Annotated in this window: 11 protein-coding genes; 5 read left to right on the top strand and 6 right to left on the bottom strand. The window is 35.1% G+C overall.

Features of this window, described 5'->3' with window-relative positions:
* The first annotated feature begins 180 nt into the window (after window positions 1-180).
* The 3 genes from fdhF to BFJ97_RS06490 are packed head-to-tail and all read left to right on the top strand — an operon-like array spanning window position 181 to window position 4658.
* Complete coding sequence (gene fdhF, locus BFJ97_RS06480) at window positions 181-3114, top strand: formate dehydrogenase subunit alpha (protein ID WP_068983824.1); 2934 nt, start codon at window positions 181-183, stop codon at window positions 3112-3114.
* 4 nt (window positions 3115-3118) lie between these two features.
* Complete coding sequence (locus tag BFJ97_RS06485) at window positions 3119-3595, top strand: DUF1641 domain-containing protein (protein WP_068983825.1); 477 nt, start codon at window positions 3119-3121, stop codon at window positions 3593-3595.
* A gap of 16 nt (window positions 3596-3611) precedes the next feature.
* Window positions 3612-4658, top strand: coding sequence for an Mrp/NBP35 family ATP-binding protein (locus BFJ97_RS06490; RefSeq protein WP_068983826.1), 1047 nt, complete (start codon window positions 3612-3614; stop codon window positions 4656-4658).
* Between the two features lie 88 nt (window positions 4659-4746).
* On the opposite strand, the gene BFJ97_RS06495 is transcribed toward BFJ97_RS06490, so the two are convergent.
* Window positions 4747-5034 (bottom strand): hypothetical protein, encoded by a 288-nt coding sequence (locus tag BFJ97_RS06495; RefSeq protein ID WP_068983827.1) that lies wholly within the window; start codon window positions 5032-5034, stop codon window positions 4747-4749.
* Between the two features lie 799 nt (window positions 5035-5833).
* Here BFJ97_RS06495 and BFJ97_RS06500 point away from each other — a divergent pair.
* Window positions 5834-6778: a hypothetical protein gene (locus BFJ97_RS06500; RefSeq protein ID WP_068983828.1), complete on the top strand. Its 945-nt coding sequence runs from the start codon at window positions 5834-5836 to the stop codon at window positions 6776-6778.
* Window positions 6779-7233: 455 nt separating this feature from the next.
* Here the strand turns inward: BFJ97_RS06500 and BFJ97_RS06505 are convergent, their stop codons facing one another.
* Window positions 7234-7611, bottom strand: coding sequence for an SET domain-containing protein (locus BFJ97_RS06505; RefSeq protein WP_068983829.1), 378 nt, complete (start codon window positions 7609-7611; stop codon window positions 7234-7236).
* Between the two features lie 366 nt (window positions 7612-7977).
* Complete coding sequence (locus tag BFJ97_RS06510) at window positions 7978-9213, bottom strand: chloride channel protein (RefSeq protein WP_068983830.1); 1236 nt, start codon at window positions 9211-9213, stop codon at window positions 7978-7980.
* A gap of 670 nt (window positions 9214-9883) precedes the next feature.
* Between BFJ97_RS06510 and BFJ97_RS25075 the strand changes: the two genes are divergently transcribed.
* Entirely contained in the window at window positions 9884-10141 is a 258-nt protein-coding gene (locus BFJ97_RS25075) for a histidine phosphatase family protein (protein ID WP_254660134.1), read from the top strand.
* Between the two features lie 271 nt (window positions 10142-10412).
* Here the strand turns inward: BFJ97_RS25075 and BFJ97_RS06520 are convergent, their stop codons facing one another.
* The 3 genes from BFJ97_RS06520 to BFJ97_RS06530 form a co-directional block, all read right to left on the bottom strand.
* Window positions 10413-10613 carry a hypothetical protein gene (locus tag BFJ97_RS06520; protein ID WP_068983831.1) on the bottom strand — a complete coding sequence of 67 codons (201 nt, stop codon included), beginning with the start codon at window positions 10611-10613 and terminating at the stop codon, window positions 10413-10415.
* 192 nt (window positions 10614-10805) lie between these two features.
* Window positions 10806-11513 carry a DNA alkylation repair protein gene (locus tag BFJ97_RS06525; RefSeq protein ID WP_068983832.1) on the bottom strand — a complete coding sequence of 236 codons (708 nt, stop codon included), beginning with the start codon at window positions 11511-11513 and terminating at the stop codon, window positions 10806-10808.
* Window positions 11514-11907: 394 nt separating this feature from the next.
* Entirely contained in the window at window positions 11908-13440 is a 1533-nt protein-coding gene (locus BFJ97_RS06530; RefSeq protein WP_139114386.1) for a thiol-activated cytolysin family protein, read from the bottom strand.
* Between the last annotated feature and the right edge of the window lie 61 nt (window positions 13441-13501).

The raw sequence follows: 13501 nt of genomic DNA on the forward strand, positions 1-13501 counted from the left end.
AACATCGACAACAAATAATAAATGTTTCTTCATCTATGTTGGAGTAGAAATTGGACAAATTGGGAAATGACATTATAACAAGACAATCAAAATAAAAAAACTCGAAACTCTATTCCCGATTTATCCTAAGTATTAACCTGTTGTCAAATAAGTCTCAAAGAGCAAAAGGAGGAAAATATCTTGACTAAAATTAACATTAATGGCGTATCGTACGATGTAGCAGATGGAGCTACAATACTGGATACCATTAATCAACACGGAATCGCCCATCCACAAATTTGTCATGTACCATCAGTTGATCCTATCGAAACTTGTGATACATGTATCGTTGAAGTGAACGGCCAATTAGTTCGTTCTTGTTCAACAAAAGCAGTAGCTGGCATGGATATCCAACTTACTTCTGAGAAAGCGAAAGCAGCACAAACAGAAGCCATGGACCGTCTACTAGAAAACCATTTGCTGTATTGTACCGTTTGTGACAATAACAACGGGAATTGTACATTACACAACACTGCAGAATTAATGGAAATTGAACACCAAAAATATCCTTATCAACCAAAAGTGGAACCACATGAAGTGGATATGTCTCATCCATTCTATCGATATGATGCAAACCAATGTATCGCATGTGGACAATGTGTAGAAGTGTGTCAAAACCTACAAGTTAACGAAACGTTATCGCTAGATTGGGAAGCTGATAGACCAAAAGTAATTTGGGATGAAGGCGTAGCTATTAACGATTCTTCCTGTGTAGGTTGTGGTCAATGCGTTACCGTTTGTCCATGTAACGCCTTAATGGAAAAATCAATGCTTGGCGAAGCTGGTTTTATGACTGGGCTGAAACAAGATACGTTAGATCCGATGATTAATTTAATTAAGGAAGTTGAACCTGGCTATAGCGGTATCTTTGCGGTTTCTGAAGTCGAAGCTGCTATGCGCAGTAAACGTACGAAGAAAACAAAAACAGTTTGTACTTTCTGTGGAGTAGGTTGTTCGTTTGAAGTTTGGACAAAAGACCGCAAAATTTTAAAAGTGCAACCTTCTGACGGTCCTGTCAATGCTATTTCTACTTGTGTAAAAGGGAAATTCGGTTGGGACTTCATCAACTCTGAAGAACGAATTACAAAACCATTAATTCGTAAAAATGATGCATTTGTTGAATCCTCATGGGATGAAGCGCTTGACTTGATTGCTTCTAAACTAGGTGGCATCCAAAAAGAATATGGTTCTGGATCTGTCGGCTTTATTTCTTCTTCAAAAATTACAAACGAAGAAAACTACTTAATTCAAAAAATGGCGCGTCAATTATTCGAAACAAACGACGTTGATAACTGCTCACGCTATTGTCAATCTCCAGCTACTGATGGCCTACTACGCACAGTTGGTATAGGTGGCGACGCTGGAACGATCAAAGATATCGCTAAAGCTGGCCTTGTTATTATTGTTGGGGCAAACCCTGCAGAAGGTCACCCTGTTTTAGCTACTCGTGTAAAACGTGCCCATAAGTTACACGGTCAAAAATTAATTGTTGCCGACGTTCGTAAACATGAAATGGCTGAGCGCTCTGATATTTTCATGCGCCCAAAACAAGGAACAGACCAAGTATGGTTAATGGCCGTTACAAAATATATGATCGATCAAGGCTGGCATGATGAAGCCTTCATTAAAGAGAACGTGCACTTCTTTGATGATTTTAAAGATGTACTTGAAACATACACACTAGAATATGCAGAAAAAGAAACGGGCATTTCAAAAGAAACGTTGATAAATGTTGCTGAAATGATTCGTGATGCTGACGGTACATGTGTACTTTGGGGTATGGGTGTTACACAAAATACAGGTGGCTCCTATACATCAGCTGCAATTTCTAACCTACTTCTAGCTACTGGTAACTATCGTCGTCCAGGTGCAGGTGCCTACCCTCTTCGTGGTCACAACAATGTTCAAGGTGCTTGTGATATGGGTACACTACCAAATCTATTACCAGGTAATCAAAAAGTCATAGACGACGAAGCACGTAAGAAATTTGAAGAAGCTTATGGTGTAAAAATCAAACCTGAACCAGGTCGTACAAATATGGCCATGTTAGATGCGATCATGGAAGGTAAAATGAAAGCAATGTATTTAGTTGGGGAAGATATGGCACTTGTAGATTGCGATGCTAACCATGTAGATAAAGTACTTTCACAACTAGACTTCTTTGTTGTACAAGATTGCTTCCTTTCACGTACTGCACAATATGCGGATGTTATTTTACCAGCAGCACCTTCTCTTGAAAAAGAAGGTACGTTCACGAATACAGAGCGTCGTGTGCAACGACTATATCAAGTATTACCAACACTTGGTGAATCAAAAGCCGATTGGGAAATCCTTCAATTAGTAGCACGTCGCCTAGGTGCTGACTGGAATTACAGTCACCCAAGTGAAATCTTTGCTGAAATGGCTAGTCTTGCTCCATTCTTCTCGCAAGCGAACTATGATGTATTAGAAAATTGGGGTAGCTTCTGTTGGGGTAGCCATGATGGTAAAGACACACCTTTACTATATGAAGATGGCTTTAACTTCCCTGACAAAAAAGCTCGCTTTGCTTTAAACGATTGGATTAGACCGGTTGAATATGAAGCGCAATATGATTGCCATATTAACAATGGCCGTATGCTTGAACACTTCCATGAAGGTAATATGACAAACAAATCAAAAGGTATTCAATCGAAAGTACCTGAAATTTTTGTTGAAGTATCACCAGAGCTAGCAAAAGAACGTGGCATTGAAGATGGAGCTCTTCTTCGTTTAGTGTCTCCTCAAGGCGCATTAAAATTAAATGCCCTAGTGACAGATCGCGTACAAGGAAATGAACTATTCTTACCAATGAACTCTGTTAGCAAAGACTCAGCGATTAATTTCTTAACGGGTCCGGCTGGAGACATCAATACATCGACACCTGCTTATAAACAAACAAAAGTACGAGTAGAAGTATTGAAACAAAAAGGAAAAACGCCACTTCCTAGAACAAACCCTCGTTATAAAAAACGTCATCCGCAAAATGGTGTTGAGGTACAACGTAAATGGAACCGTCCTGGTTACGTTCACTTAACAACTAACGAAAGGGAGTGATTTTATGGCTGCACCAATTACGACAATTAAAAAAGCTCAAGTAACAGAAGAGCAACTAAAGGAAGAAAAGTTAGACAATTTAAAGCAACTTCTTTCTGAGAATGAAGAAATGGTGAACCAGGTCTTTACGATCATGGCAGAATTAAATGATATTGGAGCGCTAGAAGCCGCTACGAAACTACTTGAAGCAAAAGAGGATGTTGCACATATCGCTCTTGGTCAATTAACGCGTAAGCCTGTTACGAATATCATCAACAACTTAATGGGTGTTGCAGGAGCATTAACCGAACTGAACCCAGAAACAACAACAAAGCTTATTGAAGGCTTAAATACTGGCTTAGATGAAGCGAACAAAGCAATTGAATCGGACGAAAAAGTTAGTGCCTTTAAGTTGTTCAAAATGTTAAATGACCCTGATGTTAATCGTGCTGTAAACTTTGGCGCTCACTTCTTAAAAGGGCTTGGCAAAGGCCTAAAATAGGAAGGTGGTTTCTAATATGCTAACGAACGAACACATTTTAAAAACTTTGCAGAAAATCGATGATCCAGAGCTTCATAAAAGCATCGTTGACTTGAATATGGTAAGAAATATTCAAGTTAACGGTACACATATCTCACTGGATCTTGTCTTGACTATTCAAGGTTGTCCATTAAAAGCCAAAATTCAAGCAGATGTTGAAGAAGCGTTAAAAGCGATCGGTGCATCAAAAATATCCATCCAATTTGGTTCTATGACAGATGACGAACGCCGTAGTTTAACAGCTTCTTTAAAATCAGAAAAAGTTACGGATAAAGGAATGCCTAAAATGCTTCTACCCGACTCTGGTGTCAAATTTATTGCCATTACTAGTGGTAAAGGTGGCGTCGGTAAATCTACTGTGACGATTAATTTAGCAGTAGCCCTTGCCCGTCTTGGTAAACGAGTAGGGATTTTAGATGCTGACATTTATGGCTTTAGTATTCCTGCCATGATGAAAATTCATCAAAAACCAACAATGCTTGACCAAACAGCTATTCCAGTGATGAGTGATGGTGTAAAGATCATGTCGATGGGCTTCTATACTAACGACAACCAACCTGTCATGTGGCGTGGGCCAATGCTCAACAAATGGATTCGTAATTTCCTTGTCAATACACATTGGGGCGAATTAGATTATCTCCTCATCGATTTACCACCTGGTACAGGAGATGTAGCCATTGATATGGCAGCAATGATTCCACAAGCGCAGGAAATTATTGTAACAACACCTCACCTTGCAGCTTCTCATGTTGCTTCTCGTGCAGGTCTGATGGCTCAACATACGAAACACACGATTCTTGGTGTTGTCGAAAACATGGCTTACTTCGAAAACTCAAATGGTGAAAAGAACTATTTATTCGGTCAAGGTGGCGCAGAAAAATTAGCAGATGAGCTCCAATCAAGTATCATCGCTCAAATACCATTTGCCCAACCTGAGGAGAATACAGGTTCTTCCGTTTATGACGAAGACTCTATCATCGGTGAGGTATTTACCCACCTTGCAGAAGATATAACGTATCAATAAAAAATAATAACCCTTGACTCGTTCTTACACGAGACAAGGGTTTTTTTATATAGCAGTGTTCTAATGAAACACTCCCCTACTATTTAGTTCAATAACCAGCCTTTTTTAAAACCTGCATAAAATAAAAACGATACGTATTTTTCACGAAAGTATCTAAAGGAAGCCCAACATTTAATTGATACTTTGTAAAAATAAAATAAAAACGCTTATCCCATTTTAAACGTAATAATTCCCCAGCATCTTCCCCGTATTTCTCTGTAAATTCCTCAATTAAAGGTTCGACCATATAGTAACAATAGTCTTTTAAGTTTGCGAGGGCCTCTATATCTTTCTCCTTCTGAAAACGCGTAATCCAATCAGCTAATTGTTCATTCATTTAAAAATTCATCTCTCTTTATATTGAGTTTCTTCCTATTATATTATACCTCTTTTTCTATAAATTCTCGCTTCTCACGTTTCTTCGATATTTTGTTTTGGGTTGATAAAATAATGAGCTTTATACCTATTCAACATGTAAGATGCTCACCTAATGAATAATAGATTGTATCCCCTTTATAATCGATCAAATACGTTCTTATAATATGACTACGATGAACACTTATAATCATTTATTGGAAGAAACTATTTAAGAGCGAGTACTAGGACGTGATGATTTTAGCCTTCGTTCTTCTATTGCTAATCCCCAAGGAGTAGCCAGCCGGAACGAAGATCAACTAAAATACAGCGCATATATTTTAAAAATTTCATCCTCAACTTTTGGTAATGAACCTAAATATTATAATGTTTACCTTATTTTATAGACCCCCTGTCACGGAGTGGTCTTTTTATTGTTTATTCAGCTAAGCACAAGACAGAAACCCTTTCACTTTCAAGTAACGATGGGAAGAATGGTCAAAAAAGTTCGCCATCAGTTATACAGACTTACAGCGATTGCGGGAATAGACAGAATCATCAATGACAAAAGCTGGAACACGCTATTTTTTTCTGTAAAGAACTTTTCATCATTAGGTTGGGAGTCCCAAAACTCATAAATGTTATTTGTTATGTCAAAAAGTCAAATAGATTTTTGAATATCGAAATAGCTAATAATATGAAGTGTTAATAAGGATTTTTTTACTACGATAGTTGAGTTATAATGAAAAGGCTATAGGCATTTTCATAGAAGGAGTAATTACATGACTGGAAAACAAATTAACCCAATATTAATTCAAGCATTAACAAATCAAGAAATCACTGAAATCCCATCATCCCCTACGTTCAAGTATTTAGGCGGGACATATGTAAAGTCTATCGTCGATAATTTAAAAAAAGTAATGACTCGGCATGAAAAAAATGAAATCATGATGACTTGTAAAAGCTGTAACAAATCAGGCAAATATAATATTGGAACTATGTTCATTAATGTTCCTACAAATAACCAAAATATACAGAATCCAGAACAACAGTACACTGGGTATTTCCGTTGTAAGTATTGCAATACTGCTGGACAGTGGGAAGAGTCGTCAGAACTATATATGTTTAGCATTGCAGCTTTATTGGCACCCGATAACGAAAATACTCTTGTTCAATTTGGTGAAATACAACTTTTTGATGGAACTTCACCAAAATATGCTACAGATGGGGAAGAACACCTCTTACATTTAATTTCCTCTTCACCAAGCAACGCTTTATTATGGAATAAACTAGGTAATTTATACATTGCTGGTGCGAGACCTGAACTTGCAATGGCAGCTTTCGAAAAATCTATTGCTATCGATCCAAATCAAATAGAGTCACACCTGTCTATTGCCAATATTCTTATAGACATTAAGGATTATCAACATACTATTCATCATTTGCATCAGGTGATGTTATCCGCGGAGCATTATGAGCATCTTAATGCAAATCGTTTAAGAGAATTATTAGCGCACGGAATTTGCACAAGTTTCATCACTTCGGTTGAATCAAAGCAGAAATATTCACCGCTTCCTATAAAAGAGCAAGTAATGTCAGCTGATAGAGAAATTAATCTAGCTACTCAAGAACTCCTCCAAGGTATTGAACTATATTCGGATGACGTAACTTCATTTTATCCGCTCGCCGAAGCATTTATGGGAAAACAAGCTCAGGAGTTAATTTAGAAGGTACTATTAATTATACTAAAAGCTTCACGAGTGAAGTCTTTTAAAATTTTTGGTTATACTCTTTAAGCCTGGAATAGAAATCAAAATGTTGATTTAAATTTTCGTCGTTTTGCAAAGTAATGATAAATTTCACCATATCTGATCGTTCAAAAATAGAAGCTTATCTCGCATTAGTTTACTCTATTCATGAAGTTGCCGAACGTATTAAACGCAGCCCTTCAACGACTTCAAGCTGCAGTTGCGTCTCCTCTTTAGCAGAAGCTGTTAACTCTCTAGTTGTGCATACATAATCGTTTTCTAAACATTGGTAAAAAAAACGCTTGAAACCCTACTAAAGGATTTAAAGCGTTTTTTCTCGCGTTTCACAATATTATTATGAAAGGTTTGCAGCAATGCTTCCCGAATTCAATATAAAGATACTATGTTGAATAGACGACTCATCACTATAGCATTTATTCTTCGTTAAACCACAGTTCATCTTTGTTATCAACGTCGCCATTATAATTGATCAGAATTTCTTCTCCAGCTTTTATATCTTTATAAGCAAAAAAATCAAATGTTTGATTTTTAAAATTAATCTCATATGTTGCATTTGGTTCATAAGAATGATTAAACAACATTCCATAACCAAGAAGGATCGCAGAACGACCAATTCCATACTCAAAAGCGTAATCAGCGAGCAAGGTTTGCTCAATGTATTGATGCTCTTCATTTGGATAAGCAATTACAGGTGCCTCATGTAAAAGCTCTCCTTTCTGGATATCGCATGTAGCAAATACCCCTCTATTGAATTCTCCATCACTTAATGGAGATGTTTTTATTTCAATCATGTTTGTTCTCCTACTCATTAATAAAATTTTCTTTTTAACTGTAACATTAATTTGAACATTGAGGTCTAAAAAAATGAAATTATTTTAAATAAAACACCTTTAGTGTCACCGAATAATGGCTCATCACCATAACATGTGGTTGATTTAACAAATGTCTTCCACAACTTTTGGTGATGAGCACGAAAAATTGAAGATCAATAAGGAGTATCAAAAAAATCTTTTTGTTTGTTCAGAAAATGTGTAAAGTCTTTTCATTTTCTAGCCTTGTCAAACGTATTTTCATAAAAGGAAAAGCGCCTCGAACCCTTTATACTAAAGGATCCAAAGCACTTTTCAATTGGTTTGGACTAGCGTTCCCAACTAAAATTAAGCAGTTACTTTTTGCGTATTTTTTTTACTCATTTTACTTAACCAAATAAATATAAACACAATAATTAATATAACTGGGGCTAACTCTTTTGGGAAAAATAGCATTAGTGAAATTCCTACTAGTAAAGGTGTCTTTAAAATAGCAATCGAAGCACTACCACCTATAACAGCTACGATAAAAAGCATATCTAGTTGCGGGAAAAAAGTCGCGATCGCGTAGCCCTGTAAAATGGAAGCGAAGATAACTGGTAAAACATTTCCACCAACCCAACCTGACTTAAAACAAAACTCCATAAAAATCAGTTTTAAAACAGAAGCTAAAATTAAAGTAGCCATCGAAAGTGTCGGTACTAAACTAGGTAAAGCTTGCATAGACAGTTGACCGGAAAAAAGTAATTTAGGAGCGATTAAAGACATCAAACCAATCCCGATACCACCGATAACAGCACTTAAAATAATTTTATTGTTGATTTTAGAAAAGATTTTATTCATTGCTCTTTCCATTAGTTCATAAAGTTTACTAAACAAAATACCAAACAACACAAAAGGAATAAAAAGAAACAATTCATCCAACCCCCAGTTCGTTTCACCTAACTTGGTCACAAAGGGAGGTTGATCTGATATTTTAATAAAAATCATAAAAGTCACTATTCCATTAATGATAAATAATAAATACAAGAATTTCTTCAATAAAAGCAGTTTTTTCTCTTTAGGTGCCTGATCAGGATTATAGGGAATAAGGTAATGATGAGGTAAAGCAAATTGTTTTAGCCTAATTAACCAAGATTCCTTTTTCCATTCATTGTAGGAAAAATAAAAGTAACGCATTTTATCTGCCTGCCATACTGATAACGCAATAACAGAACTTAATATGGCTGCTGCAGGACCAACACTTGCACCAAAAATTAAAATTAAAAAAGCAATTAAAAAATTGAGACCTACATTTGAATAGTTCATTCTTTGAGTTGTTTTTAATTCAACAATAGCTTCATTAGCCGTTTGAGGCAGTCCCCCCCACTTATACTTGCTAACACCGACTAAAACACCACCCAAAATACATAAAAGTAATGTATAAATAGCAGGTACTTTTAAAGTATTGGATACGTCAGTCCATAAAAAATCTGCCAAGCCATTAACTACTATTAAAAAAACAGAAGAAATAAAACCGATCATCCCACTTAAAATTAAGCCATAAACTAGTAATCCGATTATTTTAAAATACTTCTCATTCAATACAAAATTCACCACTTTTATACATATATTAAGACACTCTCTTGTTAGTAACTATATTTATTTGAAATACAGCAGCCATTTTTATAATGCCAATATAACTATACTAGACTTTGTGCTGAAAGAGCTAGTATTTTCCTCTCTAGTATCTAAACAAACTAAGAGATAGATTGCCTAGTTTATGATTGTCACCATTCCCGTTTCTTTGCTTCTCATATTCCATAACTGTAAATAAATCTTCGATGCACTATTACCATTTGTCTATCAAATTACAATTTACTATGTTATGATTTCCTTATAAAAGGAATTTTTAGTTAATTAAGATTCGTGTAAGTTTATTGAATAAGGGGAAGAGGAACCGAATAATAGATACCATCATCTATATGATAAGACACGCAGAATCACCATTTGTTTTCGGTCAAGAACGAACGAGAAAACTATCCAACCAAGGTGCAATAGACGCAAAAAAAGTAACGGCAATAATGAATGAGCAGAAGATTGATCTAGTAATCTCAAGTCCTTATACAAGATCAGTTTAAACAATCGAGGGAATTGTTGATTCCTAAAATATAGAAGTAAAGGTAGTTGAGGAATTAAGGGAAAGGCAATTAAAGGGGCTTATAAATTACCTGAAGAAGAAATACAACAGGCAATAAAAAAATCCTATGAAGATATTGATTTTAATTTATCGGGCGGAGAATCAGTAAGAGACGTCCAAAATCGGGCTATTCCTATAATAAAAGAACTTCTAAATAATTATGAGACACAGACTATTATTATAGGAACTCATGGAAATGTTATGACTATTATTATGAATTATTTTAAGAAAGAATACGGATATCATTTTTGGAAAAACACTTCAAAACCTGACATATACAAGTTGGTATTTTCAAGAGAAACACTAAAATTAGTACAACGGAAATGGGAATGACTTAAGCAGAGGCTATTATCCCCTTTTCAAAATCAAAAACAATAGCCATCAGAATCAAACTAGCGGGCATTTGGATATAAAACATACACAAAAATACTTTTGTTATGCTTCCCCAATCACTTCTGTAGCTCCACTCTCTAGTTTTGTTCCAGATACTTTTTCAATAATGCTTAACTCAGCCAATTTTGACACTAAAGTGATTAAATTTATGAAATTAGCTCAATCATCAATGTAAAAAATTCTTTTAATTAATGGATATATGGACATTCAGTTAATTTATGAGCCTTTGGTTATATTCAATCCACTTTTCCATTTCTTTCTCAACTGCTCGATTTTGCCATTCAAACCATATGCCCGAACACTCACTACAATGACTATCTACTCCACTTTTTTTATGTGCATCTTTACATGTAAATACAGTCTTTTTACGACAACTATAGCAGTAAACTTCTTTATCTTTATAAAATTCCATAACCATCAACTCCCACATTTTACACATATTCATTTCCGTTTTGTACACAAATTATTCTTATTTACAAAGTAAATCATTACGGACAATGAATAGCCTTTAAAAGCAGTGGTTTTGTAGTTTCCTCCTGCCTCCATTAGTCGAATAACAGGTACTCACCCCTTCTCGAATCAACGTACCGATGCAAAGCTAATTTTAACATCTAACATACTTGCGTTTGAATCCGATTCTCCCTTTATCCATTTCTTTTTGAATACTTTCGTAAGCATTTAGGAAACTTGTTTTTTTCTTGTCCCGTTTGACTTCTACTATACCTACTTCCTTTGCGGTCTCGACAGCTTTTTCATGTAGTGGCAAATATGAAAGTCCTACTGTGTATAGAAAATTATTCATAGCAGATTTCGTTCTTTCTGGCGAATTATGAAGAGAATTTTTCACAATATCAAGCATATTAGAAATCTTGCTTTCGGAAAATTCATTGTCTTTGCGATTCCCTAAAAGCCAACAGTAGCAACTCCAACCCGCTGACATTCTTAGCTCGTCACCGCTTGCAATCCATTTATCTGCAACGTCTTGTGCAATAGCTGACTCTGATAAAGTTACTGCCACTACATAATCAGACAGCATATAAAAATACGCTTCATCTATCCAACGATCAAAATCCGACTCAGTCATAGCTTTTGGGTCTGCTATGATGCCTGCAAAATACATTGCATCATAGTTACCTGTAGCATAAAGCTCTTCAGCTAAAGATTGATTTATTTTTATTTTCTTCGCGATTGGTTTCATAGCACCTGTAGCCACACCAAAAACAGGCTCGTGTGCACCATTAGATATGTACATTTTTTTAGTTCGTTCCTTACCGAGGGATTCAAGCTCCTGCATAACTGTTTTGAAATCCATAGTTTTATACTTCCTTCCTTAATATTAATACCTTTTTAATGATAACCAACTAGTTTCTATTCCTTATCAAGTCTTCCATACTTCCTGATATTTTAACCCTAATCGTTATTCAAGTATTCCGCTTCGTTTGTTTTAGTACATTCCTACACAATTTTTAAATCGAATTTAACATAAATATCCAATAAAAAAAATCACCTCTAAGACTAGAGGTGATTTTATCAAACTTTATTACAATTTATCAATCTTTATAGTGAAGTTAATCTAGCACATTAAGTATGAACATGTTTTGATCAACCTTTTTCAAAAGATACATTTATTATTGATTTCCATTTCAATGTCAAACCTTAAAACGAAGCTACATCATATTTGAGAAAGTACCTCTCATGACTAATACCTAATTAATAATACCTGTTGGGTATAATGTAGTTCCTCCAATTGAAACATTTATTTCATTCGATAATGGAACATTGTATTCATCAATAATTGTTCTCCACCACTCCCATGCAAGACCTGTACATTCTCTTGCATAAATTCTTATATTTTTTGAATTAGGCGGAAGTGGTATTACTGTAGAGAAATGAGCTGTTTTATCTTTCCAGTTTCCATCCCAAGTTTTATGGGATAGTACTTCATTTCCATTTTCATCATATGAAAATTCATCCCAGGCTACTTCAAATTGAGCAACATATGCACCAGAATGATCAAGATTGATGCTTCCTTTAGAATATTCGGTAGTTGTCGTCTCGATATAATCTGTATTGTTATGAACAGCAGCAATTGAATTGTCCTTTAAGAAAACACTTGTATATGATATTGGGTATGCTGGATTTTTAAGACTAAATTCTGCATTATCTTTAATTATTTTTCTAATTTCATTAAAGTCTTTTGACACAACCTGGTTATGCGTTTGTGAATCTCCGCCTAATACTACAGCAGTAAAGGAACTTTCTTCAAAAATATCTTTGTATTGTCCACTAGTTTCTACATTGGTATTGACATCATTCAGTAAGGCTTTAAAAGCAGCTTGTACATCCTTGCTCTTAGAGCTTGTTTCTAATTTCACATAAATTGTTCTGCCATAAGCTACATTTGACACCATAACGGGAGGAGCATCATTACTTACTCCTTTACGAGTTAACTCTTCAAAAAGAACACTTTCATCAAAAAGGTCTGATGGATTGTTAGGTAGTTCTGCACTTACGGTATAAAATATTTGTTTATATGCCGCAACCATCACCTTTTTCTCTCCACTTTCAATCGCATTAAAGTCAATTCCCAGTGAATTTTCAAGAACTTTGGCGTTAACATTCAGCGTGCTTGCTATTTGAGATTTGCTATAAACCATAGATTCTGAATATTGTAGTCTTGCAGGTAAAGTATGGGTTGTTGAATATTTTTCATTCCAAGTAGATACTAATTCATCTACTGCCCCAGATACATTACCATATGTTGGATTATCCACAGTTATAGTATTTTCTCTTTTCATACCAGGTAAGTCTATGCTAATATTTAGCGGTTTTCTTTTGGCAACCAATAAACTAGGTTGATTGTCTACAAAAGCTTTGTTTGCAAGTTGTAATGCTCCTGGATAGGTACGATTCGCCATAGAATCGATAATTGAAATATCCACCGGTGAAGTTGTAAGTGATTTTTTATTACGTTCAACTACTATAAATTTATCTTTTGAGTTTTTACCTTCTTTTGGAACAAAACTATTAATCTTATCACCATTCACTGCCAAAACTTCGCTGTTATTGTAGTTCAAGTTTGCTATACCAGTATCAATGTCATTAGGTATGCTTGTTTCACTAGCTAAATTAGTATCAAGTGTTTCAGCAAAGGAAATAATCGGATAATTAATAATGCATAAACAAACAGATAAACTTACTAAAAATTTTATGACTTTAAAATAATTTCGCTTTCCCAAAAAAATCCTCCTCCTTTTTTAGGAAATTATACCACAGGAATATTTTAAATAAATATAGTAG

The sequence above is a fragment of the Lysinibacillus xylanilyticus genome (assembly GCF_001708185.1).
GTDB lineage: Bacteria > Bacillota > Bacilli > Bacillales_A > Planococcaceae > Lysinibacillus > Lysinibacillus xylanilyticus_A.